We start from the raw sequence: 24,405 nt of genomic DNA, 5'->3' as shown, positions 1-24,405 counted from the left end.
GCGGTACGCGACTGTAGCGTGACGGCCGTGAAGTCCTCCTCCATCACGCTCGCCGTTTGCGTCGCGGCACTCGTCATACCGCTGGCCGCACCGGGGACTGCAACCGCGGCCGGCTCGTGCCCGACCGCCGCACCGCCGAGCGGTGGAACTCCCGAATGGACACTGACCGGAACCACTGGCAGCGTCGCAGTAACCGGATCAACGGATACGACGGCTCCGCGGGTGAACGTGACGACGCCGTTCAGCGTGACCCAGACCCAGGTGCAGACGCTGCACGCCGGCGACGGACCGGTGGTCCCGGCGACGGCCAAGGTTTCCGTCTGCTACATGGGGGTCAACGGCCGCGACGGGTCCGTGTTCGACAGCAGCTACGAACGGGGCGCGCCGGTCGACTTTCCACTTGGCGGAGTCGTGCCGGGCTTCCAGAAGGCCATCTCCGGGCAAAAGGTGGGATCCACCGTCGCGGTGGCGATGACCTCCGCGGATGGGTACCCGAACGGTCAGCCCAGCGCCGGCATCCGGCCGGGCGACACACTCGTCTTCGTAATCAAGATCCTCAGCGCCTCGAGCTGAGCATCGATTTTCCAGCGCCGGAATCATTTTCAACAACTTCGCCAAAGCGTGCTAACCTGGTCGCTTGGATGTTTTTGGTACATCCATATTTGAATGAGGGAAGTAAGTAAATGGCACAGGGAACTGTGAAATGGTTCAACGGGGACAAGGGCTTCGGCTTCATCACCCCGGACGAGGGTGACAAGGACCTCTTCGTCCACTACTCGGAGATCCAGGGCAGCGGCTACCGCACCCTCGATGAGAACCAGCGGGTTCAGTTCGAGGTTGGGCAAGGAGCGAAAGGTCCTCAGGCAGTTGGAGTCACAGCCGTCTAGGAAACTCACAAACCTGACTGTGGGCTGGTGCGGTAATCCGCACCGGCCCACTGTAGTTTTCGAGGCTTTACCTAATGTTCAACGACTCACCCGAAAACGCTTGACCCGTGACGTCGTCCCCGATACCAATTCGACTCGGCTTCTTGGCAATTGAAGGTGCCCCGCCAGCAGGCGGGTGACCGCTTCGTTGGCCTTGCCATCAACCGCTGCCTCCCGGACGTAGATGGTCAGCTCACCGTCGGGGCCGACCTCGACGAGGGGCCCCTTGCGGCTGCCGGGCTTGACCTTGACGACGACAAAGTCGTTCATGCCGCGTAAGGCTACCGACGTTCACGCGGTTGTCGGTGGCTGCTGCTATCCCTTAAGCAGCAACAGATTGGAGTCGGGATGGACAGCGCAGCTCTGGCCCAGCGTGGCGAACGGTTCCGTCAGCTACACGACGGCGACGAGATGCTGGTGCTCCCAAATCCCTGGGACGTTGGCACCGCACGGTTGTTCGCCAACCTCGGATTTCAGGGACTGGCGACTACCAGTGCGGGACTGGCGTTTTCGTTGGGTCGGCGCGATGGCGATGGCGCGGTCAGCAGGAGCGAAACCCTCGAGCATGTGCGCACCATCGTCGACGCGACGTCGTTGCCGGTGACTGCGGATTTGGAGAACGGTTTCGGAGCGTCGCCCGAGACCGTGGCAGAGACGGTGCGTCTCGCGGGCAACGTCGGCCTGGCGGGAGCCTCGATCGAAGACGCGACGTACCGGCCTGACGACCCGATCTTCGAACGCGAACTGGCGATCGAACGAATCGAGGCCGCCGCGGAGGCGGCGCGGTCCCTGCCGTACCCCTTCACCCTGACGGCTCGCTGCGAGAACTTCATCCGCGGCCGACCCGACCTCGAAGACACGCTGTCACGTCTTCAGGCCTTCGAAGCCGCCGGCGCCGACGTGCTTTACGCGCCCGGCATTCCCGACGAAGCGGCCCTTCGCCTCGCGTGCAGCAGCGTTTCGAAGCCACTCAACTACGTTGCCGGCATCGGGCCGGCCCGTTTCACCGTCGCCGAGCTCAAGGAATTCGGGGTGCGCAGGGTGACTATCGGGACCTCGTTTTGCCGCGCAGCGCTGACCGCCGTCGTCCGTGCCGCGCGTGAGGTGCTCGACAGCGGGTCGTTCAACTATCTCGATGGCGTGTACAGCGTGGCCGAGTTCAACGCTCTCATCGATCCCCGCGTGGGCGACCGCTGACGTCGCCGGTCCAGTCGATTTCGTCAATCCCTGGCAGGGCCGCTACAGGTCGAGCACGATCCGCAGAGCGGCGTCGACGCGTCGCGACTCTTCGAGGCTGAGATAACCCACGCTGTTGCCGAGGCGACCGGGATCGACCGCCGCGGTTTGTTCGGCGAGCACCCGTGTGACTTGGCCCTCGATCTCGACTTCGGGCCGAAAGCTTGCGGCCCGAGCGGATGCGGAGGTGGGTGCTACTAGCCATGTCGACAACGGCAGTTGGTCGGATTGAATTACGACGGCGTATCGCGAGCCGGCCTGCTCGTGTCCGCGTCCCCGCCGAGGAGCATGAAGCCGGAAAACCTCACCACGCACGCAGGGTCTCCATGTCGCGCAGCACCTGCAATGCCTCGGCGCGGTCTGCCTTGTCTGCGGCGAGCTTTTCGGCTTCGGCGTGCACGGCCGCGGCGGCCTTCCGACGCGCGGCCTCGATGAGCGCTGCCCGCACAGCCGCAGAAACTGGTGTGCCATCCCTGGTCAAGAAGGCAAGCGCGCGGGACGCATCCTCGTCCGGGCGGAAGGTGATCGTGTCAGCCACAGAATCGAGTGTAATACAAAATGTAAGACACGAGCGTCGCCCCAGCGGCCTGACGGCGAAGCCGCCGGTGTCACGACTCACCGGCGCGAGCGCGCCACCATCGCCACCATATTGACGGGTGCCGAAGGAGCGTGGGCAGGATCGCGAGAGGATCGAAATACGTGACGCGTTCGATTGCCTTGCCATCGTGTAGCACGAGCCGGTTCACGTTGGGCCACTCGATGATTCGGCCCCCAATCGGGGCACGTAGCCGGAACTCGATGAACAACAGGTCGCCATCTCCGCACCAACGGTCGACGCCACCTCGTAAGTCTGGAAGGCAGCACCAGATGCGTTGGAACTCCGCTTGCGCGGCCTCGATCCCGATCATCCGACCCACGAGAGGTTGCACGAGAACCACATTGGGGTGCAGAAGTTCCGGCAGCCGCTGCGGTGACGGGTCGTGCCAGAAATCGGCGAACTTGGTGACGAACTCTTCAGGCTGGGAGTGTGGGTTCACTCCCCCACGATGCCGATCGGGGTGCTGCCATCTCGACGCGCGACACTGCCAGGAACCGCCAACCCGAAGGCGGGATTAGCCGGGCGCCGGCACCAGCGGCGGACGGCACGCGTTGGCGGTCGGATCCCACCACCAGCCGTTGTCGCATGCCAGCGGCTGCGGACCGACACCGAGCGGGCGGCACACGTTAGCCGTCGGATCCCACCACTGGCCGGCAACGCACGCTAGGGGTTGCGGCCCGACGCCCAGCGGCCGGCACGTGTCGGCCGTCGGATCCCACCACTGTCCTGCGTCGCATTGCAGCGGGATCGGCGCCCCGAGCGGTCGACAGACGTTGGCCTTCGCGTCCCACCACTCGCCGTTCGCGCAGTCGGCCCGACTCACCGCCGGCATCGCGATGGTCACGGCCGCCATCGACCCCAACGCCACGCCCGCGGCGGACACCGCACGGGTAATCCACGTCTTCATTTCGAGCCTCCCCCAGTCGACATATGCATCAATCGAACCGAGCCGAGACATCGAGGTCAAGGCCGCAGCCGGCACCGCTCCGGCGCGGCTACCGTGAATCCCGTGACCTTTGCTACCGAACGCTCGGATGACGAGGCCGACATTCGACAGCGAACTGGCCGCTGGTTCATCGCCCACGACCACGTGTCGGCTCCTCTGGATGTGCCCGACGGGCGCCGGGCTGCTGAACGTGGAGCCCTGAGGAGGACATTGGCAGTAGTTGGCAGTTCATCGGGTGGACCTGGCAGCGGCCCTGAGGTGCGATGACAGACAAGGGTCGGGACGGAACGCTCAGGGGAGGAACAACCGACATGCCGCAGCTCGCACTTCGCCAGGCCACGATCGAATACCAGGAATTCGGACCGCGGGATTCACCGCACCCGCCGGTACTGTTCGTCCACGGCATCCTGGTCGACGGGCAACTGTGGCGCGATGTCGCCGAAGGCCTGGCGCGTCGGGGCTTCCGCTGCATCGTGCCGACGTGGCCGCTGGGCTCGCACACCATCCCGGTCAATGACGCCACCGCGCTGTCGCTGCCCGGGGTTGCCGAGATGGTCAACGACGCGCTCGTCGCCCTCGACCTCTCCGATGCGACGCTGGTCGGCAGCGACACCGGAGGTGGAATATGCCAACTGGTCGTCGACGCTCATCCGGACCGAATTGGCCGTCTGGTACTCACCAACTGCGACGCCTTCGACAAGTGCCCGCCCTTCCCCTTCGACGTCGCGTTCGCGGCGCTACGGGGCCCCGCCTCGATCAAGGCGCTGGCCCAACCCCTGCGGTTCCGCGCGGTGCGACAGTCGCTGTTAGGGTTCGGCCTGCTCGTCAGCAAAGCCGATCCGGACCTCACCTTGGCCTGGTTGCAACCCTGCCTGAAGGACTCACGCATCCGCCGCGACATGGCTGCGTTGGCGCGTAGCGTGGCGCGCTTCGATCTGACCGATGTTGCCACCCGGCTCCCCCGGTTCACCAAGCCCGTCACGCTGGTGTGGGGCCAGCGGGACCGCTGCTTCACCCCCGGCCTGGGCCGGCGCCTGGCCGGGTTGTTCAGCAGCGCGAAGCTGATCGAGGTGCCCGACGCGAAAACGTTTGTCGCCCTTGATCAGCCGGATGCGGTGATCGACGCGATAGCGACGATCACCGCGGTGAGCGCGTAGCGCCGTTCGCCCGGCCCCGACGCCCGTTCACCGGCCCGGTGAACTTTCCTGATAAGCGGCGCCAAATCGCGCGCTGTCTTAGCCTGTCTAATGGATAGTCGTTCCCGCAGGGCGGCGCCGCGAGGTGCGCCGGTGAGCGGAAGGTTGCCGGGAATATGGGCGTCGGTGTCGGGCCTTGGCAACGGCAGCCGTCAAATTCCCCGCATGCCGGCGTATCGGTCTGACGGTTCGGACGCGGGGATTCGATATGGCAGAGCGAGTCGTCGGACGGCGAGCTGAAGAACAGGCCGTCATCGACTTTCTCGATCGCGTGCCGCATGAGGCTTGCGCCCTCGTCATCGAGGGCGAGCCCGGCATCGGCAAGACCACCCTGTGGTTGGACGCCGTAGACCGGGCTCGCAGCCGCGGTTTCCGCGCGCTGAGCTGTCGCGCGGCCTCCGCCGAATCCGTGTTGGCTTATACGGTGTTGGGCGATCTGCTCAGCGATGTCGACGATTCAATATTGGCCGACCTGCCGGTCCCCCAGCAGGAAGCGTTGGACGGGGCGCTGCTGCGTCGCCGAATCGAAGCACACGACATCGACCCCGGGGCGGTGGCGGCGGCGTTTGTGACCGTCATCGGCCGGCTCGCCACCGAAAATCCGCTGGTACTAGCGATCGACGACTTGCAGTGGGTCGACACGTCCAGTGCGAGCGTGGTGGCGTATGCCGCGCGGCGGCTTCCGCCCGGGGCGGCCATGGTGTGCACGACGCGTACTGAAGAGGCGGCGGCGCGCCTGCAGTTGCCCAGTCCCGATGGAGTGCAACGAATCCGACTGCGGCCGTTGACGGTTGGCGAATTGCACCAGGTCATGGTACTTCGGCTTGGTCGCTCGGTCGCCCGCCCCGCCTTATTGCGTATTCACCAGATCGCCGGCGGGAACCCGTTTTTCGCGTTGGAGTTGGCCCGGGAACTCGGCGCCCAGAGCCGCGGCACCGTGTTGAGCCTGCCGAGCAGCCTCAACGAGGTGGTCCGTTCGAGGATCGGCCGGGTCGGTGCCGAGGACGTGCTGCTGGCGATGGCCAGCCTGCCCGCTCCAACGATGCCCTTGGTCGCGCGTGCCACGGACTTGACACCGGATCAAGTGGCAGAGTTACTCGGTGAAGCCGAGATTCAAGCCGTGGTGGCCATCGAAGGAAATCAGCTTCGCTTTACGCATCCGATCCTGGCGCACGGTGTCTACGGTGGGGCGTCGGCTTACCGCCGCCGCGAAATGCACCGCCGTCTTGCCGAACTCGTTGACGAGCCCGAGTTGCGCGCCCGCCACCTTGCCCTGTCGGACGCGACCGGTGAGCCCCAAACCATTGAAGCGCTCGACGCCGCGGCGGAACTGGCGCGCAGCCGCGGAGCCCCCGCCGCCGCGGCCGAACTGCTGGAGCTGGCGATCGGTCTCGGCGGGGATACACCTGAACGCCGGATCCAATCGGCCACTTACCATTTCAACGCCGGAGACGCCGAGCGCGCCCGGGCCGTGCTGGAGGAAACGGTTGACCGACCCGCGCCGGGAAGACTGCGGGCGGCGGCCTTGCGCCTCCTGGGGCAATGGAGCCTGCTGGACGGCAGCTCGCATGAGGCCGCCGAACTGCTGGACCGCGCGCTCGGCGACGTGGGAAACGATCTCGCGTTGCGCACCCTGATCTTGGTCCCGCTGTCATTCGCGCTCCTCAATCTCGGCCAGCGCGATCGTGCCGCGCTGAGCGTCGACGACGCCGTCGCCAGCGCGGAGGCGCACGGACAACCCGACCTCCTGAGCCAGGCGTTGGGCATGCAGGTCCTGGTGCGGTTTCTGCTCGGCGCCGGCCTCGACGAGCCACGTCTGCAGCGCGCACTCGAGCTGGCGGATCCACAAGTCCCGGTCTCGGCTCAGCTCAGCCCGAGGATGCACAGCGCGATCCTGGCTGCCGGAACCGGTCGCCTCGACCGGGCGCGACTGGAATTGCAGGCGATGCGACGCAGCCACATAGAGCGCGGCGAGGAGAGCGAACTCCTGCTGTTCGCGTTCCACAGCGGTCTCAACGAGATTTGGCGCAGCGACTTCGCCGAGGCAACGCTGATCGCGGACGACGCCATGGAGCGCGCGCTACAGCTGGGCCGGGACCTACCGCTAGCGGTGGCCCTCATGCTGCGGGCCGCCATCGCGGCGTACACCGGTGCGGAGCACGAGGCCCGGCGCGACGCCGCCGAGGCCCTCGCCGTCGGCGCGCGGTGTGATTCCCCCGGCTTGGTGACGGTGTGGCCGATCACAACCCTGGGCTTTCTCGATGTCTCCGTCGGTGACTACGACGCCGCGCTGAAAACACTTGAGCCCCTGCTGGATACCTTCAAAGAGGCGCCGGAGGGCACCGAGATCTTTGTCGCGCCCTTTCTTCCTGACGCCATCGAGGCGTTGACCGGTCTGGGACGCTTCGATGACGCCGAGCCGTTGGTCGAAGCCCTTGAGCGCAACGGCCGACGATTGGATCGTCCCTGGATGCTGGCCACTGGCACGCGCGGCCGGGCCATGTTGCAGGCGGGGCGCGGCGATCTTCGGGCGGCCACCTCGAGCACCAAGCACGCCATGGCCGAGCACGAACGGCTGCCGATGCCATTCGAGCGGGCGCGCACCCAACTATTGCTCGGTCAGCTGCAACGCCGACAACGGCGTCGCGACACCGCCGCCGCGACCCTGCACCAGGTATTGGAGACATTTCGCCGGCTCGGCGCCTCGGCGTGGGCCGCCCGTGCCGAAGCCGAACTGGCACGCGGCATCCAGGGCAGAGCGCGCGGGCCGGGATTGACCGCGACCGAAGAGCGTGTCGCCGAGTTGGCCGCCTCGGGCATGACCAACCGCGACATCGCCGCCGCGCTGTTCGTCAGTCCGAAGACGGTGGAGGTCAACCTCGGTCGTGTCTATCGCAAACTCAACATCCACTCGCGCGCGGAGCTCTACCAGGCACTGCAAGCGTGGAAAGCAGATGTGCCCGATCATCAGCGATGAGTTCCGGGCGTGCCGGCAGTCATAACTCTGAGATCGGAGTAATCGACAGCGCCAAGAAAGAGGTTGAATCCCATGCCCTCCACCAACACGGCACTACCACCAATCGCTGACCAGCGGACCTGGCGCGCGGCGCTCGACGATCTGCGCAAGCGTGAGAAGGCCGCCACCCGGGAGCTTGATGCGATCGCCGCCCAGCGACGCCGGCTGCCCATGGTCCAATTGCCCGACTACACCCTGATCGGGGCCGACGGACCCGTCCGCCTGGCCGATGTGTTCGACGGCCGTTCGCAGCTCATCGTCTATCACCACATGTGGTCCGACGGCGCCGAGTGGCAGTGCGGTGGGTGCACGGGCTTCACGTCGCAGTTCACCCGGCTCGAGTTCCTCGACAATTACGACGCCCGGTTCGTCATCGTCACCAACGGACCGATCGACGAGGCACTCGCCTACAAGCGCAAGGTCGGTAACCGGATGGAGTGGTATTCGTCGTCGGAGAGCTCGTTCGGAGCCGACATGGATGCCCCGCCGGGCGGGGGCTTCGGGGTCAACGTGTTCCTTCGCGACGGCGACACCGTGTACCGCACCTGGCATACGAACGGGCGGGGCACCGAGCAGCTCAGCCACTCGTTCGGGCTGATCGACATCCTGCCGTGGGGCCGGCAGGAGGAATGGCTCGATTCGCCCGCAGGCTGGCCCTCCCGGCCGACATACTCGGGTTGGCTCGGTTCCCCCGATATCGCCGCGGCCTATGGACCCAAGGACAACGCATGACCACGACCACCGAACGCTTCGTCGTCACCCGCACCATCGCCGCGAGGCCGGACCAGATTTTCAGCGTCCTCGCCGACCCCGCCCGCCACTGCAACACCGAGCCCACCGACTGGGTCCGCGACGCGGTGGACACCAGACCGATCACCGGCCTGGGACAGATGTTCGCGATGAACATGTTCCTCACCCAGGCCGGCGGTCACTATGTCGTCCACAACCTGGTGAACGTGTTCGACAAGGACCGCGCGATCGGGTGGATCCCGGGCCAGCTCGACGAGGCCGGCAACCACAATCCCGGCGGCTGGTTCTGGCGCTACGACCTCGCACCGAACGGGGACGGCACCGACGTCACCCTCACCTACGACTGGAGCGGTACGCCGCGGGACTTCCGCGAGCGCGTCGGCGAGATGCCGATGTTCGGCGAGGACTACCTCGCCGCGTCGCTGGCGGCCCTGGAAAAATCCGTCGCGAATTGACAATCGCCGCGCAGCCCTCGGGTACGTCAAACCGGCGTTCAAGAAACCCATTTTCCGGTACGGGCGCCGAATGAAGTCGACCGGATCGAATTCTGCGGTTTTCGCTTAGACCAGGTGTTTTGGGCGCGCATTTGCGCGAGAACGGCGTTCCCGAATTGGTCTCCCCAATTCGCGCCATCCGGTTTACTTTGGTAGAAATCCAAGCCCAGTTTCAGCGACGTCGGTCGATGAATGCACACAGTTGGGAAGGCTCGCGATGAGTTGGTTGGCGGCGTCGTGGCGACGGCCTGACCACTTCGACTGGCTGACTGGTTACCTGCAGGCTCACGGACTGAGCACCCCCACGCGCCGCCTGATGGCGGGGGTTTCGGCATCGCTGGCCTTATGGCCGGCAAACGTCCTGTTGGGAGTGACGCCGTTTTTCCCGGGCCTCACGCTGGCGGTGTCGGTGCTGGCCGGATTGATGGGGCTAGTCATGGCGGCGCTCTGGCTGACCCGCTGGCCCACGCGCCGCCAATCGATCTTCTTTGCGATGACGGGCAGCGCCAGCATCGTGATCGGCTGCGTGACGCAGACCCGGCCGATGGTCGCGCTGATGGCATGCTCGGCCTTGGCCGTGTCGGGCGGTTACCTCGCGTTTTTCCACACCGCCCGATATATGGTCGTGAATTTCTTGCTGGCCGGCGCGGCGGGCGGTGTCGAGGTGGCTCGCCTGGTCATGGCTGGCGAGACGACGCTGGCCCTCACTGGCTACTTTCTGGTTCTCGAACTCAACGTGATCGTGCCCTTCGCTATCCATATCGTCGTCCGGGCGCTGGGCGTAGATCTGTTACGCGCCGACCGCGACCCGCTCACCGGTCTGCTGAATCGGCGCGCCTGCGATCGCGCCATCATCGGCCGGATGCTTGCCGGCCACGACCACATGTTCCTGGCGGTGGCGATGGTCGACCTAGACCGCTTCAAAGCGGTCAACGACAGCAGAGGACATGCCGCGGGCGACGAGGCGCTCGTCGCGGCGGCCCGCGCGATAACCGCCGTGTGCCGAGAGAGTGCGGTCGTCGGCCGCGTCGGCGGAGAGGAATTCCTGATCGCAGACGTCGTCGCGACACAACGGCCGCGGGGATGGGGTCATAAGTTCTGCAAAGCGGTTGAGGCGATTCCCGCGTCGGTAACGGCCAGCGTGGGGACCGCCACCCTGCCGTTGCGCAGCGTGGGCTGCGACGACGTCGAACAAGCGCTGCGCCAGCTGGTCGCCGATGCCGACACCGCCATGTACGAAGCCAAGAGATGCGGCGGAAACCAAGCTCGACACCACCGCTCCCCCGCGCCGGCGACGATGTCCTGACGGCAGGGCTCCCCACACCCGCCGCGAAGCCCAGATGGAGCGCCAAACGGCGCGCTCTGTCTTAGCCTGTCTAAAGGCAGTGGTGCATACGATGACGGGCGCGGCTGGGCGTGGGGATTCGACATGGCGGAGCAGGTCGTCGGACGGCGAGCTGAAGAACGAGTCATTGCGGAATTTCTCGATTGTCTGCCGCATGAGTCATGTGCACTGGTCATCCAGGGCGAGCCCGGCATCGGCAAGACGACGCTCTGGTTGGACGCGGTAGGCCGCGCCAGCGCGCGTGGGTTCCGGGTGTTGAGCTGTCGTGCGGCTTCCGCCGAGTCGGTGTTGGCCTATACCGTGTTGGCCGACCTGCTCGGCGATGTCGACGACTCGATTCGGGCGAACTTGCCTATCCCGCAACAGCAAGCCCTGGACGGCGCGCTGTTGCGTCATCGCGTCGAGGCCCACAACATCGATCCCCGAGCGGTGGCGGCGGCCTTTGTCACGGTCATCGAGCGGCTCGCCGCCGAAAATTCGGTAATCATTGCGATCGACGACCTGCAGTGGATGGATACCTCCAGCGCAAACGCGGTGTCCTATGCCGCGCGTCGGCTCCCGGCCCGGGCCGCGTTGCTGTGCACGACGCGCACCGAGCAGGCCGCTTCACGCCTGCAGCTGCTAAGTCCCGACGGGATGCTCCGAATCCGACTGCGGCCCTTGTCGGTTGGTGAACTACATCAGGTCTTGCTGCTGCGATTGGGTCGCTCGGTCGCCCGTCCCACGTTGTTGCGTATTCATGAGATCTCCGGCGGGAATCCGTTTTTCGCGTTGGAACTGGTCCGGGAACTCGGTGCCCACGGCCGCGCCTTCGAATTGGGCCTGCCTAGCAGTCTCACCGATCTAGTTGAGTCGAGGATTCGACGGGTTGGTGCCCCAGATGTGCTGCTTGCGATGGCCAGCCTTCCCGATCCGACGGTCCCGGTGGTGGCTCGCGCCACCGACTCGACGCCGGAAGAGGTAGTGCGGTCGCTCGGTGAAGCAGAGAACGAAGCCTTGGTGGCCATCGAGGGGCACCAGCTGCGATTCACCCACCCGATTTTGGCGCACGGGGTTTACAGCGCGGCAGCGCCGCAGCGGCGGCGCGAAATGCACGCGCGCCTGGCCGAACTCGTCGCCGAGCCCGAGTTGCGCGCCCGCCACCTCGCCCTGGCCGACACGTCTGGACAGCCAGAGACGGTGGCCGCCCTCGACGCGGCGGCAGACGCTGCGCGCGACAGGGGGGCACCGGCGGCTGCCGCGGAACTGCTCGAGCTTGCCATCGGCCTCGGGGCCGACGACCCGCAGCGCAAAATTCGTTGTGCAACACATTATTTCGACGCGAGTGACCCGGGACGCGCGCGGCAAATCCTCGAGGGTGTCGTGGCGGCGCTGCCCGCCGGCCCGATCCGTGCCGAGGCTCTCCATCAGCTGGGGTTGGTGCGCCTCTATGACGACAGCTTCCCCGAGGCGGCCGAGGTACTCGAGGCCGCATTACGCGACAGCGGTAATGACGCGCACTTACGGGTGAGTGTTTTGATCAGCCTATCGTTCGCCCTCCTCAACGCCGGGCGGCCGATGCATGCCTATGAGCGTGTTCAGCAGGCCGCGGCTGACGCCGAGCGCCTCGGCGTCAGGGCGCTGCTGAGCCCCGCCCTCTCGATGCGGGCGGTGATGGACTTCATGGGTGGCCAGGGCTTCGACCATTCCGCCCTGCGTCGAGCTGTCGAGATGGAAGAGCCCGGCTCCCGCATTCCTGTGCCGTTCCGGCCTCACGTGCAGATGACACTCTTGCGCGCTTGGACGGGTGAACTCGAGCAGGCGCGTGCGGACCTTGCGGAGCTAGGTCAGCAATGTCTCGTCCTTGGCGAGGAAGCTGAGCTGATCTTCGTCGCCTTTCACCTTGTTTTGGTTGACATCTGGCTCGGCCGACTGGACAGCGCGGCCAGCATCGCCGACGAGACGATGGAACGAGCGGCACAGCTCGGCGGTGACTTACCGCTGTTTATCGCGCTGACGCTGCGCGCTGCGGTCGCCGCCTACGTCGGCCGACTCGACGACGCCCATCGCGATCTGGGCGAGGCCATCGCGGCCGGCCAGCGCTGCGGCTCAACGCGTTTGGCCGAGTGGCCCCCGACATTGGCCGGGTTTGCCGAGGTGTCACGTGGTGACTATCGAGCGGCTCTCAATGCGCTCGAACCGTTGATACCGATGGTGCAGAGTTTTCCGGAGACCAGCGAGATCATCTCGTCCTCTTTCGTTCCCGAGGCCGTGGAGGCGATGATCGGCCTGGGCCGCTTCGAAGATGCCGAGCCATTGATTGAAGCCCTCGAGCGCAACGGCCGTCGGCTCGATCGTGCGTGGACGCTGGCCGTCGGTATGCGATCCCGCGCGATGCTGCAGGCGGCACAAGGCGATGTCGCCGCCGCCGCCGCGACCGCAGAGCTCGCCATGGCCGAGCACGAACGCTTGGCAATGCCGTTCGAGCGCGCCCGCACCCAGCTGTTGCTCGGTCAGCTGCAACGCCGCCAGCGGCGCCGCGATGCGACTCCGACCCTGCGCGAGGCCCTCCGGACGTTCCAGCAGCTCGGTACCACGGTGTGGGCTGCCCGCGCCGAGGCCGAATTGGCGCGTCGGGCCTCGGGCAGGCGGCGCGAGCAGGGATTAACTGCGACCGAAGAGCGTGTCGCGGAGCTGGCCGCCTCGGGCATGATCAACCGCGACATCGCCGCCGCGCTGTTCGTCAGTCCCAAGACGGTGGAGGTCACCCTCAGCCGCGTCTACCGCAAGCTCAACATCCGCTCGCGCGCGGAGCTCTACCAAGCCCTCCAGGTCTGGAGATCAGAATCGGATATGAGTAGGTAAACCCCTGATGTAAGCGGCCGCCATCGTCTATAGCGTGGCCGGGGTGGCGACCATCGACGCGGGTACACACTCATTTCTTGTCGAGTGGTATGGCCCCCGCGCGCCCGCGCACTGGATCGGCGAAACCGCTCAGCGCCTCAACGACCACGCCGCGGCAATGTCGGCCCGCGGTGGACTGGTCAGATTGCTCATGGCCGTGGCGGTTCCCGCGGACGACTACGCGTTCGGGGTGTTTGCCGCCGATTCTGCCGAGGTTGTCGTGCAAACCTGCACCGACGCCGGTGCTCCCCCGGAGCGGATCAGTGCCGCCGTCGGCTGGTGGCAAGGGCAGGATTTTCGATCGCGGACTGAGGCTTAGGGACTCGCCGCGCTGCGATGCGCGCCTGCCGAGAACGGAGCGAATCCCGCCTCCCGGCGGCGACGATCTCCTTGGCCGTTGCGATCAGCCGGTCCGGCCGATCCCGCAGTGCGCGCGCGGCGGCCCGGACGACACGGCGCGTCGTGAAGAGCTGTGATGGGCGGACTTCATGGTTAAGGACGCGAAGCAGCGTCTGTGTGGCTTCGGGATCCGCGGCGATATCCTTCATCAAGCGGGTATTGAACGGCGTCGACGCACCCGGCGTACCGAAATCGCTTGCCATCCAGTGCATTTCATAAGCGTCATCGTCGCGCCACTGCCACCACCGCTGCATTGCCTCGTCGGGAGTCGTGTCGCCCAGCCCGCCCTCAATGGAATCGGCCAGCCGACGGGCCTGGCGGAACGCGTCGCCGATGCCCTGCCCGGGCGATGGATCCTTGAAGTGGCCGGCGTCGCCGACGAGAACCCATCCGGGGCCGGAGGCCTCTCGGAAGTACCCGTGCCACTTCGTCACTACCCGGATCGGCCCGACGCGCCGCCCGTCTCCGATCACGTCGGCGAGTTCCGGCCACGCTCGCAGACCGGCGGCGAAGTTCGCGTCACGATTCGCGTGGAACTCGGCTTGCTTCGCCATATCGATCCCGATCGCGGCCATGTAGAGATCCCCGTCGGTGGGCCCGGCGAGAAAGGCCAGATCTCCGCGGCGCCCAAGCCGCGCGTGCCCTTCCCGATCGCACACCTGCTCGAAATATGCCCAGGCAAACATCTTTCCCGGCTCGGCAACGTGGTATTCGCGAGCCCCGGCCAGCGCGGCGATCGTCGAGTGGCGCCCATCGGCGCCGACCACCAACTGCGCCTTGATGGGGCCGGCGACAGTGTCCACCCCGGTGATGCGCCCGCCTTCGGTGACGAGGTTGGTGACGCGCAGACCCGTGCGGACGTCGGCGCCCGCCGCAGCCGCCGCCTCGACCAGCAACGCATCCAGCGTCACCCGCCGGACGCACAGGCCGCGGGGGGCCTTGAGCGCGGGGTCGACCGTCGCCTCGATGCGAACGGCGTCGTCGATCACCATCGTCATGCGGTCGAGCGGTACGGCGCCGGCCGCCAAGACATCGTCCAGCACGCCGAGCTGCTCGAGCACCTGCACGCCGCTGGACTGGATTATGTGGGTCGATGGCGTCTCCGACGGAAACTGCGCGCGGTCGATAAGACAGACGCTCAACCCTCTGCGCGCGAGCATCGTCGCCAGGGGCGAGCCGGCGCAGCGCGCACCCACCACCACGACATCGAATCGGTTCACATCGCTCCCCAATCGCTCCACGAACCACTGCCGTCGACGCTACCCGAAACTTAAGGAAATCGTAAGAGCCTCTTAGATAACGTTTAGATCGAGCGGGGATGCCCACGCCCCTGCGCCACCGTCACGACCATCCCGCGTGCCCGAACCCGTTCGGTGGCAATGTAATTCGTCGTCGCCTTACCGAGCGGCCCTGAGACGTGAGGCGCGGTATCGCGCCCTGCGGGGCGCGTGTAGTTCTTAGAGAAGCAGAGAGTGGCACGACGGCGTCCCCGGGTAGGGTCAGCGCATGACCGCTCTGCGAACCCAGGTCTGTGTAGCCGGCGGCGGTCCCGCCGGACTCGTTCACGCTCTTCTGCTCGCACGTGCCGGCGTCCAGGTTGTCGTCTTGGAGAAGCACAACGACTTCTTGCGCGACTTCCGCGGCGACACCGTGCACCCCACCACCCTTCGGATCATGGACGAGCTGGGGTTCATCGACGAGTTCTTGCGTCTGCCCCACACCAAAATCACGCGTGTCGCCTTCGACACCGACGGAACCCTTCGCACCTTCGGTAACTTCAGCGCGCTCAAACGGCTGGGTTTCAACCAGCCCTACATCGCGCTGATGCCGCAGTGGGACTTCCTCGACTTCCTGGCCGAAAAGGCAAGCGCCTACCCAGAATTCACTTTGATCCGCAACGCCGAGGTCAAGGAGCTGATCTTCGACGGCGGCCGGGTCACCGGGGTGCGCACACCGGAACTGGAGGTGCGTGCCGAGCTGGTGGTCGGCGCGGACGGACGCAAGTCCGCCGTGCGAGAGGCCGCCGGTCTGAACATCGCCGCCGCGCACTCCCCGATGGACGTCTTGTGGTTCCGGCTGAAATGGCGTCCCGGCGACCCACAAGAGCTCTTCGGAGTCCTCCGCAAGGGCCTGCTGATGGCCATGATCTACCGGGGGGACTATTGGCAGGTCGCCCATCTCATGCCCAAGGGAACCGATCCGCGCGACGGTTCGCTGGAGGCGTTCAAGGAACGCCTGGTCTCCGCGCTACCGCGGCTGCGCGAACACGTCAACGACCTGCACTCCTGGGACGACACCAGTCACCTCGACGTGCGCGTAGACCGCCTCGAAACGTGGTGGCGCACAGGCCTGCTCTGCATCGGCGACGCCGCGCACGCCATGTCGCCCGCCGGAGGGGTCGGCATCAACCTCGCCGTCGCCGATGCGGTCGCCGCGGCGAATATTCTGTGCGCCCCGCTTCGCGAAAAGCGGTTGACCGATGCGGATCTCGCCAAGGTTCAGCGCCGCCGCGAGCTACCCACGCGAATCATCCAGGCCGGCCAGGTCTTCATCCAGAACCGGGCTGTCGAACCCAATTTGACCGGCGACCTCTCCCCGATCAAGATTCCCAGCTTCATCGGTCGCGGTCCCTTGCAGTTCATCCCGCCGATCATCGTCGGACGCGGCTTCCGCCCCGAGCACGTGCGCACCCCGGACGTACACGCTTCCTAGGCAATCGATCGTTTTTCAGCCGGCGAGCGGGGCGAACATGTGCGCCGGGTCGATGCCGAGTTGCTGAGCGACGTGGCTGGTGTCCCAATACTCGCGCCAGTGGGTGATCGCGCCGTCGCGAACCTCGAAGAGGGCGGTGACGTTGAACGTGACCGCGACACCGTTCATCGCATTCACGTCGACCCGTTCGACCACCACCGTGTCCGCGTTCGACACGACCGTGCGAATCTCGCTCCCCTCGATCATCCCGGTCGAGAGGCTGCTGTGTTTTTCCAGCTCTGCGCGGGCGGCGTCGCGCCCCACGACCACCGGTGAGAGAGGCACATGAAGCTGCCAAACGAAGTCGTCCGCCATCAACGCGGTCATCGCGTCCACGTCCATCCGCTCGCCGTACGCCGCATGCAGGAAGTCGAGCACGAGCTGTTCGTTCTCATTTTTCGCAACGGCAGGCGGCATGGGCTTTCCTAACTCGCGATGCGCTTACGCTAAATCAACTGCTTGATTTAATCCCAGGCAAAACACGCTATCCCGTGGAGCGGGTCGGGTAAAGAGCCAGCGCGACGATGGCGACTCAGGCCTGGGGCCCCTCCGAGGGCGGCCAGTGCGCGCCCGGTGACGCATCGCCGGGTTCGGCGTGCTCGCCCCGCGACAGTGGCACCCACTGCTCGCTCGGCGCGGGCTGCTTCGAAGACGGGAAGTCACGCAGCGGACCCGACGGCTTCGCGTCCCACTTGGCGAAGGTCAGCGGCGTCCGCAGCCAGCAGTGCAGCAGGTTGTAGGCCGCCTCGAGCGAGTCGATGTGGGTGCGCTCCCACCCGTGACTGCCGTCCAGCCCGAACCCGACCAGTGCGGCCCTCGTGCCCGCACCCGCTTCGATCGCCGCGGCGGCGTCCGAGCGGTAATAGCGAAACACGTCCCGCACGAAGCGAATCCCTTGCTCCTCGGCGAGCCGGCACAGCTTCCGCGTCAGGTGGTAGTCGAAGGGGCCGTGCATGTCGGCCATGGGGATCGTGACGCCGTCTTCGATGGAGTGCTGACCGGGCGCACACACCGCGTTGTCGACCGAGATCAGCTCGGCGACGTCGGCGGGCAGACCATGGCTGGCGCCGTGGCCGACCTCCTCGGTGATGGTGACCATGATCGTGGTGCGGTGCGGCAGCACGACTTTGTTTTCCGAAAAGTGCTTGGCCAGGGTGAGCGCGATCGCGACGCCGGCCTTGCCGTCGAGGTGACGGGAGACGATGAAGCCGTCGGCGGTGAGTTCGGGGCTGGCGATCAGCGCGACGAAGTCGCCGACGTTTACGCCGAGCTTGACCAAGTCCTCCCGCGAGGACACCTTGCGATCGACGCGGACTTCGACGCTTTCCCAGTTGGTGGGTTGGGTGTCGATCTCGTCGCCGAACCGGTGCCCACTTGCCTTGAGCGGTAAGACCGTGCCGGTGATGAACTCGTCGGGGTCGTCGATGAAAATCCGCACCCGGGCGCCCGTGGCGAACCGGGCCGAAAAGGTGCCGACCGGAACCAGCTCGAGGCGGCCGTTGTCCTTGAGGCTGCGCACCATGCAACCGATGGTGTCGGCGTGAACGGCCAGCGCCCGGTCGATGGTCGCGGACTCCCCCGGCAGTTCGGCGGTCAGCGCGCCGCGGCGCGTGAGGGTGAACGGCACCCCGAAGTCGTCGAAGATGTCGCCGATCACCTGCATCACCGCGTCGGTGCGTCCCGCCGGACTCGGGGTCTGCAGCAATGCGAGCAACGTGTCGATCATCCACGCGCGGTCGGCCTCTGCCATGGCCGCGGTCTGGGGCACAGCCTCTCCTCCCGGTTCGTTCGGAATCCGGGTTCAACCTACCGGGTCGCGCGGGGGCGGAAGGTCGCAGCCGTAACTACAGTTGGAGCGCGATGAACGCGTCAGCGATTACCGGGTGAGCGACTTCGTCAAGCGCCGTCCGGGCGCACCCGCGGGCTACTTCGCGTGGGAAGCAGCGGGGCTGCGATGGCTTTCCGCCGTCGCGGGTGGCGTGCCGTGCGCGACGGTTGTCTCTTTCGGCGCCGACCACCTCACGCTGGGGCGACTGGAGTCGGTGCCTCCCAGCCAGGAAGCGGCGTACGAATTCGGTGGCCGACTCGCCGTCACGCACGACGCGGGCGCACCCGCATTCGGCGTCGGGCCTGACGACTGGGACGGTCCCGGGTTCTTCGGCCCGTTGTCCCAGCCGCTGCCCATGTCGCTGCGGAGCCACCCAAGCTGGGGTGAGTTCTACGCCGAGGAGCGGCTGGTCCCGATGGCCGAAATAGCGGCGCCGAGCCTCGATGCTTCCGTCCGCGCCACTATCGACGCCGTCGTCGCGCGTTGCCGCGCCGGCGACTACGACTCCGATGACGACTTTCCGGCGCGGTTGCACGGTGATTTGTGGAGCGGCAACGTGATGTGGACACCCGACGGTGTGGTGCTGATCGATCCGGCCGCCCATGCCGGTCACCGCGAGACCGACCTGGCGATGCTCGCGCTGTTCGGCTGCCCGCACTACGACGCGGTCCTCACCGGTTACCAGCGCGTGCGATCGCTGAAGCCGGGCTGGCGCAACAGGATCGGATTGCACCAGCTTTACCCACTGCTGGCGCATGTTGCGTTGTTCGGCGGAGGGTATGCCGCGCGGACCCATGCAGCGGCGCGCGCCGCATTGGACGCCCGTTCGAAGTAAGCCCAGCTGCCGCACCTTTTGCCGCAAAAATTTGTTTCCGGAGTTGCTGCAAATTGGAGTTAGGCTCCTCGATGTCCGGTCAGATCGCAGATTAGGAGCCCGCTATGAAAGTGGATGCGCAGGGACACGAGGAAAAAGACATCCGCCGGCTACGGGAATTCGCCACATTCGACAAGCTTTCGGATAATGATTTGCGGCGCATTGTCTCGGCGGCACATCACACCTCCACGTCCGCGCCACTGCCGCTCATTCACGAGCAGACTCCGTCGGACGCCTGCTACATCCTGCTGACCGGCGAGGCCGGCGTCTATGTCGGCCGGGACCGCGTTGCCGTGGTGGGGCCGGGCGAAGTGATCGGCGAATCCGCGCTGCGCCGTGGGAAACTGCGTTCCGCGACCGTCACGACGACCGGGCCGGCCGAGGTGCTGCGCATCGAACGCGACGATCTGGGCCGCTTGCTCGACGAGATGCCGGCACTGCGCGAAACCATGGACGCCACCGCGGCGCGGCACGCGGCCGCAGCCGCCCCCGAGCAGCCGCCGAAGCCGAAGCCGACGCACCGCAGGGTGGACGCGCAGGTCCCGACGGAGTTGGTCGAGCGGTTCGAGCAGGCCGCGGAGGGCGCCGGGGTGCGGGTTTCGGCCGCGCTCGAAGATGCGCTCACCCAGTGGATCGAGCGAAACGGCACAGGGTAGCCGGCAGACGGCCGCCTATGGGTTCACATTCGGGCAGATCTGCTTGATCCAACCGGTGATCGAGTCCCTGTTGGAGTTCAGGTCGGGGTCGTCGGGCCGGGCGCCGACGGTGGTGACGAAGTGCTCGATCGCGGCCTTCACCGGATCGGGCGGACCGTACTTCTCCAGCGTGTCGGCCCACTTGCGCGCGTTTTCCGGTTTCGCCGCCACCATCAAGTTGTCCTTGGCGAACGAGATGTCCAGGCAGGTGGATTGGTCGAGCGGCGCGGCGGGCGCGGACGAGGCGGGTGCCGTCGTCGGCTGGGACGAGGCCGCGGTCGGCGAGCTCGAGGTCGACGTCTCACTCGACGTCGATGCCGACTGAGTATTGCCGCTGGAGCAGCCCGCGGTGATGACCGCGACGGCGACCACTCCCGCGAGCACGGTTCCGTTTAGCCGCACCAGACACTCCTTTGCCCGAGGATCCATTTGCTGCGGGCACCTTACCGGCAATTCCGCGTCGACGCCGTTTGACGGCCCAATCCGGTTATGCCGATTGCATTTCGGCGATCAGGTCGCCGAGGACGAGGATGCGCTGGGCGTCGCGCACGTGCAGGCTCTCGATCATCCGGCCGTCGACCGTGATCACGCTGTTCCCTGCGGCCTGGGCCTCTTCATAGGCGGCGACGATCTTTCGCGCATCGGCCAGCTCCTCGTCGGACGGACCGAACACGTCGTTCGCCGGCCCGATCTGCGACGGATGAATGAGGGTCTTGCCGTCGAAACCGAATTCCCGGCCTTGCCGGGCCTCGGCCCGAAAGCCGGCCTCGTCGGTGATGTCGTTGAAGACACCATCCAGGACGACCTTGCCGGCCGCCCTCGCCCCCAATACGGCTAGCGACAGCGACGTGAGAACCGGAGCCCGGCCGGGCAGGTGCAATCCGTGCAGATCGTTCACCAGATCGTTGGTGCCGACCACCAACGCCGCCAACCGATCGCTGGCCGAGGCGATCTCTTCGGCTCGCAAGATGGCCCTGGGCGTTTCGATCATGACCCACAGCCGCAACGACTCCGGCGCGCCGGCCTGGTCGAGCGCGGCGATCAGCGCCCGGACCTGTTCGCCCGTCTCGACCTTTGGCACGAGCACGCCGTCGGCGGCCGAACCGGCCACGGCCGCCAGGTCGTCGTCGTGCCAATCGGTGCCCAACCCGTTGATGCGCACCACGATCTCGCGAGGGCGGTAGGCCCCGGAAGAGACGGCGTTACATACTCGCGAGCGCGAGTCGGCCTTCGCGTCGGGCCCGACGGCGTCCTCGAGGTCGAAAATGAGCACATCGGCCGGCAGCGTGCGGCCCTTCTCCAGGGCACGCGCGTTATTGCCGGGTAGGTACAGGGCGGATCGGCGCGGGCGCAGCGTCGGTGGCATGTCACGACAGTAGGGCCTGTGGGATAAGCCTCGCCCACAGTGGGAAACCCCCCCGAATGGGAATCCCCGGTGGGAACAGGGAGGAGCAGCTCATGCAGCGAGGCGAAATCCGGTCACTCGCTGACTTGGCCGGTGAGGGCACCCGCGTGTTGACCACGCTCGTGCGTGATACGCACAGCGGCATCGCGCGGCGCGTCTTCGGCGCCGTCGGTCCGGTGTCGAAACCCGTGGAGGTCGTCCACAACACGACCGCCGCGGCGACCTACTACGCCGTCGACCGCGCGCTGCGGGGCGCCCTGCGTGCCGCCGGTGAGTTGGCCGCCGAGACGCGCGGCAGCGACGAGGACGAGTCGGTCGAAGCCAATCCGAGGGTCGCCGGGGTCATTGCGGCGCTCAACGGCATCTACGGCGACGAGCTGACCGACCGCGGAAACGGCTTCGCGCTGACCATGCAGGTGCGCCACCGCGGCAAGCCGGTCGCGATGACCGGCCCCGACATCGCGGCGGCGTTCCCGCGGGCAACGGGACGGATCGCGGTCTTCGTCCACGGCTGGTGCATGACCGAGATGTCGTGGTGGCGACGCCCGCGCGACGGCGAGGAGGTGAAGTCCTACGGCGCGCGGCTGCGCGACGACCTGGGATTCACCCCCGTGTACCTGCGCTACAACACCGGCCTGCATATCTCCGACAACGGGAAAACGCTCGCTGCCCTGCTCGATCGGCTGCGCGCGCTGTGGCCGGTGCCCGTCGATGAGATCGCGCTGATCGGTCATTCGATGGGCGGCCTGGTGATCCGGAGCGCCTGCCACTACGGAACCCAGCATGAGCACGGCTGGCCGGACGCCGTTTGTCATGTCGCCTGTCTCGGCTCGCCGCACCTGGGTGCCGACCTGGAGAAGGGGGTCAACGCCGCGTCGTGGGCGCTGGCCCGGCTACCCGAAACCCGCGCCCTGTCTTCATTTCTCAACGCCCGCAGCTCGGGCACCAAGGATCTGCGGTACGGCGCGCTGCTCGACGAGGATTGGAGCGAGGGCGATCCCGACGAGTTCCTGCGGGACCGCTGCAACGAGGTGCCCTTCCTTCCCCACGCCGTCTACCACTTCGTGGCGACCAGCGCGGGCCCGGGCGCGGTCGGGGCGGTGCTCGGCGATCGCCTGGTGCGGCCGCACAGCGCGTCCGGCGCGGGCAAGTCCCGGCAGATTCCGTTCGACCCGGATCACGGGCTGACACTCACCGGCCTGCACCACTTCGATCTGCTCAACCACGCCGACATCTACGCGAAGTTGCACCACTGGCTCGATCAGCCGGTCCCACCCACCGATTAGCCTTTGGATTCGCGCCACTCTCGCTCGAACGGCAACCGCCAGGCGTTGGGCGCGATCAATTGGTGAATGGCGTTGGGGCCCCACGTGCCCTGCGGGTAGATCTTGGCCGGCGGCGGGTCGTCGAGCAGCTCCTGCGAACGCTCCCACAACGATTCGATGCCCTCGGCGGTGGTAAACAGCGTGTGGTCGCCGCGCATCGCGTCGAGAATCAGCCGCTCGTAGGCCTCCAGCACGTCGACGACGGTGTCGATCTCCTGCGACGAGAACTGCATGGACAACTTGTCCAGCTTCATGCCGGGGCCCGGCCGCTTGCCGTAGAAGGACAGTGAGACCTTCGAGTTGTCGGCGAGGTCGAAGGTAAGGTGGTCCGGACCCTGGGTGCCGACCCCCGACCCGGGCGGAAACATCGTTCGCGGAGCCTCTTTGAAGGCGATCGAAATGATGCGGATGCCCTCGGCCATCTTCTTGCCGGTGCGCAGATAGATCGGCACGCCGGCCCAGCGCCAGTTGTCGATGCCGACCTTGAGCGCGATGAAGGTCTCGGTGTCGGAGTCCTTCGCCACTCCCTTCTCGTCGCGATACCCGCTGTACTGGCCGCGCACCACGTTGGACGGCTTGACCGGCAGCATCGAGCGGAACACCTTGTTCTTTTCCTCGCTGATGGCAAAGGGCTCGAGCGCCGTCGGCGGCTCCATCACCACGAACGCCATCACCTGGAAGAGGTGAGTCACCACCATGTCCTTGTAGGCGCCGGTTTCCTCGTAGAAGTTGGCCCGCTGATCCAGCCCGAGCGCCTCGGGGATGTCGATCTGGATATGGTCGATGAAGTTGCGGTTCCAGATCGGCTCGAACAGCCCGTTGGCGAAGCGGAACGCAAGGATGTTCTGGGCGGCCTCCTTCCCCAGGAAGTGGTCGATGCGGAAAATCTGTGATTCCTCGAACGTTTCGTGCACGAAGTCGTTGAGCGCCACCGCGCTGGCCAGATCCGTGCCGAACGGCTTCTCCATCACCACCCGGGAACGGTCGACCAGATCCGCGTCGCGCAGCATGGTGATGACGTCACGCGCGGCCTTCGGCGGAACCGAAAGGTAGTGCAGCCGCCGAACGTTGGGTCCAAGGTTGGCTTCGGCCTCGGCGACCGCGGTGGCGAGCGCCGCGGATCCGGCGCCCTGTGGGACGTAGGTGATGATTTTGGCGAAGTTGGCCCACTGCTCGTCCGTCAGCTTGTGCGTGCCGAACGAATCAATCGCGTTCTTGGCCAGATCACGGAACTCGTCGTCACTCATGTCTTCCAGCGACGTCGCGACGACTTGAATGTCGGGGGCCAGTTCGGACTGATCCAAATAGGCCAGGCCCGGGATCAGCTTGCGCTTGGCGAGGTCCCCCGTCGCGCCGAACAGGACGATGACGTGGGGCTCCAGCCGTTCAGTGTCGTGGCGTCGCGGGCGTTTCTCCGGCGCCGGGTAAGAGATCGTTTGCGGTTTCTTGTCGGCCACCCTTGCGATCCTTCCATCGCAGCGCCGTGTGTGCAGCCCCATGTTGGGGTCGATCTGCGCGGTTACCAATCGCGGGGCGGGGTATGGAAAGCGATATGACGGGACCCGACCGAGACCAGCTGAGCCACGCCGAGGAGCTGGAGAACATCGTCGACGACCTCGACGAGAAGGTTGCCAACGAGCGGGAGGCCGAAGGTGTCCCCGGCAAACCCAGCGACCGCGAACGCGACGCCGCCGGGCCCGGCGGGCAGGACGAGCCGCCGGACTAGGGCCGCGGTGAT

General features: G+C 66.4%; 25 protein-coding genes. 14 read left to right on the top strand and 11 right to left on the bottom strand.

Going from position 1 to position 24,405, the window contains the following annotated elements; genetic code table 11:
* The first annotated feature begins 27 nt into the window (after positions 1 to 27).
* Positions 28 to 573: an FKBP-type peptidyl-prolyl cis-trans isomerase gene (locus A5706_RS02900; protein ID WP_369831787.1), complete on the top strand. Its 546-nt coding sequence runs from the start codon at positions 28 to 30 to the stop codon at positions 571 to 573.
* Between the two features lie 110 nt (positions 574 to 683).
* A complete protein-coding gene (locus tag A5706_RS02895) occupies positions 684 to 887 on the top strand; it encodes a cold-shock protein (RefSeq protein WP_068105991.1) in 204 nt (67 codons plus the stop codon).
* A gap of 78 nt (positions 888 to 965) precedes the next feature.
* Here the strand turns inward: A5706_RS02895 and A5706_RS02890 are convergent, their stop codons facing one another.
* Positions 966 to 1,196, bottom strand: coding sequence for a DUF167 domain-containing protein (locus A5706_RS02890; protein ID WP_068126855.1), 231 nt, complete (start codon positions 1,194 to 1,196; stop codon positions 966 to 968).
* Between the two features lie 78 nt (positions 1,197 to 1,274).
* Between A5706_RS02890 and A5706_RS02885 the strand changes: the two genes are divergently transcribed.
* On the top strand, positions 1,275 to 2,123 hold the full coding sequence (locus A5706_RS02885) for an isocitrate lyase/phosphoenolpyruvate mutase family protein (protein ID WP_068126853.1): 849 nt from the start codon (positions 1,275 to 1,277) through the stop codon (positions 2,121 to 2,123).
* A gap of 42 nt (positions 2,124 to 2,165) precedes the next feature.
* Here A5706_RS02885 and A5706_RS02880 read toward each other — a convergent pair whose 3' ends face one another.
* The 4 genes from A5706_RS02880 to A5706_RS02865 all read right to left on the bottom strand — a co-directional run bounded on the left by A5706_RS02880 (position 2,166) and on the right by A5706_RS02865 (position 3,667).
* Positions 2,166 to 2,477, bottom strand: a complete 312-nt coding sequence (locus tag A5706_RS02880) for a type II toxin-antitoxin system PemK/MazF family toxin (RefSeq protein ID WP_068126851.1) — start codon at positions 2,475 to 2,477, stop codon at positions 2,166 to 2,168.
* Positions 2,467 to 2,700, bottom strand: a complete 234-nt coding sequence (locus tag A5706_RS02875) for a hypothetical protein (RefSeq protein ID WP_068126849.1) — start codon at positions 2,698 to 2,700, stop codon at positions 2,467 to 2,469. Before A5706_RS02875 ends, A5706_RS02880 begins: the two co-directional genes overlap by 11 nt.
* 70 nt (positions 2,701 to 2,770) lie before the next feature.
* A complete protein-coding gene (locus A5706_RS02870) occupies positions 2,771 to 3,199 on the bottom strand; it encodes a nuclear transport factor 2 family protein (RefSeq protein WP_068126847.1) in 429 nt (142 codons plus the stop codon).
* Positions 3,200 to 3,274: 75 nt separating this feature from the next.
* Positions 3,275 to 3,667, bottom strand: a complete 393-nt coding sequence (locus A5706_RS02865; protein WP_068126845.1) for a hypothetical protein — start codon at positions 3,665 to 3,667, stop codon at positions 3,275 to 3,277.
* 350 nt (positions 3,668 to 4,017) lie between these two features.
* On the opposite strand from A5706_RS02865, the gene A5706_RS02860 reads away from it, so the two are divergent.
* The 6 genes from A5706_RS02860 to A5706_RS02835 all read left to right on the top strand — a co-directional run bounded on the left by A5706_RS02860 (position 4,018) and on the right by A5706_RS02835 (position 13,351).
* Complete coding sequence (locus tag A5706_RS02860; protein ID WP_068126842.1) at positions 4,018 to 4,863, top strand: alpha/beta fold hydrolase; 846 nt, start codon at positions 4,018 to 4,020, stop codon at positions 4,861 to 4,863.
* A 247-nt stretch (positions 4,864 to 5,110) separates the two neighbouring features.
* Positions 5,111 to 7,879: a LuxR family transcriptional regulator gene (locus A5706_RS02855; RefSeq protein ID WP_068126841.1), complete on the top strand. Its 2,769-nt coding sequence runs from the start codon at positions 5,111 to 5,113 to the stop codon at positions 7,877 to 7,879.
* 72 nt (positions 7,880 to 7,951) lie between these two features.
* The gene (locus A5706_RS02850; protein ID WP_068126838.1) at positions 7,952 to 8,650 is read left to right on the top strand and encodes a DUF899 family protein; all 699 of its coding nucleotides are present in this window, start codon (positions 7,952 to 7,954) and stop codon (positions 8,648 to 8,650) included.
* Positions 8,647 to 9,123 carry an SRPBCC family protein gene (locus tag A5706_RS02845; RefSeq protein WP_068126837.1) on the top strand — a complete coding sequence of 159 codons (477 nt, stop codon included), beginning with the start codon at positions 8,647 to 8,649 and terminating at the stop codon, positions 9,121 to 9,123. The genes A5706_RS02850 and A5706_RS02845 overlap by 4 nt, the downstream gene beginning before the upstream one ends.
* 256 nt (positions 9,124 to 9,379) lie before the next feature.
* Positions 9,380 to 10,468 (top strand): diguanylate cyclase, encoded by a 1,089-nt coding sequence (locus A5706_RS02840; protein ID WP_068126835.1) that lies wholly within the window; start codon positions 9,380 to 9,382, stop codon positions 10,466 to 10,468.
* Between the two features lie 123 nt (positions 10,469 to 10,591).
* Positions 10,592 to 13,351 carry an AAA family ATPase gene (locus tag A5706_RS02835; protein WP_068126833.1) on the top strand — a complete coding sequence of 920 codons (2,760 nt, stop codon included), beginning with the start codon at positions 10,592 to 10,594 and terminating at the stop codon, positions 13,349 to 13,351.
* A 299-nt stretch (positions 13,352 to 13,650) separates the two neighbouring features.
* Here A5706_RS02835 and A5706_RS02830 read toward each other — a convergent pair whose 3' ends face one another.
* Positions 13,651 to 15,009, bottom strand: a complete 1,359-nt coding sequence (locus A5706_RS02830) for an NAD(P)/FAD-dependent oxidoreductase (protein WP_068126830.1) — start codon at positions 15,007 to 15,009, stop codon at positions 13,651 to 13,653.
* Between the two features lie 286 nt (positions 15,010 to 15,295).
* Between A5706_RS02830 and A5706_RS02825 the strand changes: the two genes are divergently transcribed.
* Positions 15,296 to 16,501 (top strand): FAD-dependent oxidoreductase, encoded by a 1,206-nt coding sequence (locus A5706_RS02825; protein ID WP_082964156.1) that lies wholly within the window; start codon positions 15,296 to 15,298, stop codon positions 16,499 to 16,501.
* 15 nt (positions 16,502 to 16,516) lie between these two features.
* Here the strand turns inward: A5706_RS02825 and A5706_RS02820 are convergent, their stop codons facing one another.
* Positions 16,517 to 16,957 carry a nuclear transport factor 2 family protein gene (locus A5706_RS02820; protein WP_068126828.1) on the bottom strand — a complete coding sequence of 147 codons (441 nt, stop codon included), beginning with the start codon at positions 16,955 to 16,957 and terminating at the stop codon, positions 16,517 to 16,519.
* A gap of 115 nt (positions 16,958 to 17,072) precedes the next feature.
* A complete protein-coding gene (locus A5706_RS02815) occupies positions 17,073 to 18,308 on the bottom strand; it encodes an osmoprotectant NAGGN system M42 family peptidase (protein WP_068126825.1) in 1,236 nt (411 codons plus the stop codon).
* A gap of 115 nt (positions 18,309 to 18,423) precedes the next feature.
* Between A5706_RS02815 and A5706_RS02810 the strand changes: the two genes are divergently transcribed.
* Positions 18,424 to 19,203 carry a fructosamine kinase family protein gene (locus A5706_RS02810; RefSeq protein WP_068126958.1) on the top strand — a complete coding sequence of 260 codons (780 nt, stop codon included), beginning with the start codon at positions 18,424 to 18,426 and terminating at the stop codon, positions 19,201 to 19,203.
* Between the two features lie 104 nt (positions 19,204 to 19,307).
* Positions 19,308 to 19,898 (top strand): cyclic nucleotide-binding domain-containing protein, encoded by a 591-nt coding sequence (locus A5706_RS02805; protein ID WP_068126822.1) that lies wholly within the window; start codon positions 19,308 to 19,310, stop codon positions 19,896 to 19,898.
* 15 nt (positions 19,899 to 19,913) lie between these two features.
* Here the strand turns inward: A5706_RS02805 and A5706_RS32845 are convergent, their stop codons facing one another.
* Both A5706_RS32845 and A5706_RS02790 read right to left on the bottom strand, forming a co-directional pair.
* Positions 19,914 to 20,339, bottom strand: coding sequence for a hypothetical protein (locus tag A5706_RS32845; protein WP_156766932.1), 426 nt, complete (start codon positions 20,337 to 20,339; stop codon positions 19,914 to 19,916).
* Positions 20,340 to 20,424: 85 nt separating this feature from the next.
* The gene (locus A5706_RS02790; protein ID WP_068126817.1) at positions 20,425 to 21,303 is read right to left on the bottom strand and encodes a CoA ester lyase; all 879 of its coding nucleotides are present in this window, start codon (positions 21,301 to 21,303) and stop codon (positions 20,425 to 20,427) included.
* Between the two features lie 92 nt (positions 21,304 to 21,395).
* Here A5706_RS02790 and A5706_RS02785 point away from each other — a divergent pair, with 92 nt between their 5' ends.
* Entirely contained in the window at positions 21,396 to 22,628 is a 1,233-nt protein-coding gene (locus A5706_RS02785; protein ID WP_068126955.1) for an alpha/beta hydrolase, read from the top strand.
* On the opposite strand, the gene zwf is transcribed toward A5706_RS02785, so the two are convergent.
* Entirely contained in the window at positions 22,625 to 24,124 is a 1,500-nt protein-coding gene (gene zwf / locus A5706_RS02780; RefSeq protein ID WP_068126953.1) for a glucose-6-phosphate dehydrogenase, read from the bottom strand. The genes A5706_RS02785 and zwf overlap by 4 nt on opposite strands.
* A gap of 83 nt (positions 24,125 to 24,207) precedes the next feature.
* On the opposite strand from zwf, the gene A5706_RS02775 reads away from it, so the two are divergent.
* Positions 24,208 to 24,393, top strand: coding sequence for a hypothetical protein (locus tag A5706_RS02775; RefSeq protein ID WP_068126814.1), 186 nt, complete (start codon positions 24,208 to 24,210; stop codon positions 24,391 to 24,393).
* Positions 24,394 to 24,405: the final 12 nt, after the last annotated feature.

The organism is Mycobacterium sp. E796, assembly GCF_001672815.1.
In the GTDB taxonomy this organism is placed as follows: domain Bacteria; phylum Actinomycetota; class Actinomycetes; order Mycobacteriales; family Mycobacteriaceae; genus Mycobacterium.
This window is presented reverse-complemented; position numbering and strand designations above follow the sequence as displayed.

What these genes read in the sequence shown, in the direction of transcription:
- A5706_RS02895 (WP_068105991.1), top strand. Translation starts at nt 684, where the DNA reads ATGGCACAGGGAACTGTGAAATGGTTCAACGGGGACAAGGGCTTCGGC.
- A5706_RS02890 (WP_068126855.1), bottom strand. Translation starts at nt 1,196, where the DNA reads ATGAACGACTTTGTCGTCGTCAAGGTCAAGCCCGGCAGCCGCAAGGGG.
- A5706_RS02885 (WP_068126853.1), top strand. Translation starts at nt 1,275, where the DNA reads ATGGACAGCGCAGCTCTGGCCCAGCGTGGCGAACGGTTCCGTCAGCTA.
- A5706_RS02865 (WP_068126845.1), bottom strand. Translation starts at nt 3,667, where the DNA reads ATGAAGACGTGGATTACCCGTGCGGTGTCCGCCGCGGGCGTGGCGTTG.
- A5706_RS02860 (WP_068126842.1), top strand. Translation starts at nt 4,018, where the DNA reads ATGCCGCAGCTCGCACTTCGCCAGGCCACGATCGAATACCAGGAATTC.
- A5706_RS02855 (WP_068126841.1), top strand. Translation starts at nt 5,111, where the DNA reads ATGGCAGAGCGAGTCGTCGGACGGCGAGCTGAAGAACAGGCCGTCATC.
- A5706_RS02850 (WP_068126838.1), top strand. Translation starts at nt 7,952, where the DNA reads ATGCCCTCCACCAACACGGCACTACCACCAATCGCTGACCAGCGGACC.
- A5706_RS02845 (WP_068126837.1), top strand. Translation starts at nt 8,647, where the DNA reads ATGACCACGACCACCGAACGCTTCGTCGTCACCCGCACCATCGCCGCG.
- A5706_RS02840 (WP_068126835.1), top strand. Translation starts at nt 9,380, where the DNA reads ATGAGTTGGTTGGCGGCGTCGTGGCGACGGCCTGACCACTTCGACTGG.
- A5706_RS02835 (WP_068126833.1), top strand. Translation starts at nt 10,592, where the DNA reads ATGGCGGAGCAGGTCGTCGGACGGCGAGCTGAAGAACGAGTCATTGCG.
- A5706_RS02825 (WP_082964156.1), top strand. Translation starts at nt 15,296, where the DNA reads ATGACCGCTCTGCGAACCCAGGTCTGTGTAGCCGGCGGCGGTCCCGCC.
- A5706_RS02820 (WP_068126828.1), bottom strand. Translation starts at nt 16,957, where the DNA reads ATGCCGCCTGCCGTTGCGAAAAATGAGAACGAACAGCTCGTGCTCGAC.
- A5706_RS02805 (WP_068126822.1), top strand. Translation starts at nt 19,308, where the DNA reads ATGAAAGTGGATGCGCAGGGACACGAGGAAAAAGACATCCGCCGGCTA.
- A5706_RS02790 (WP_068126817.1), bottom strand. Translation starts at nt 21,303, where the DNA reads ATGCCACCGACGCTGCGCCCGCGCCGATCCGCCCTGTACCTACCCGGC.
- A5706_RS02785 (WP_068126955.1), top strand. Translation starts at nt 21,396, where the DNA reads ATGCAGCGAGGCGAAATCCGGTCACTCGCTGACTTGGCCGGTGAGGGC.
- A5706_RS02775 (WP_068126814.1), top strand. Translation starts at nt 24,208, where the DNA reads ATGGAAAGCGATATGACGGGACCCGACCGAGACCAGCTGAGCCACGCC.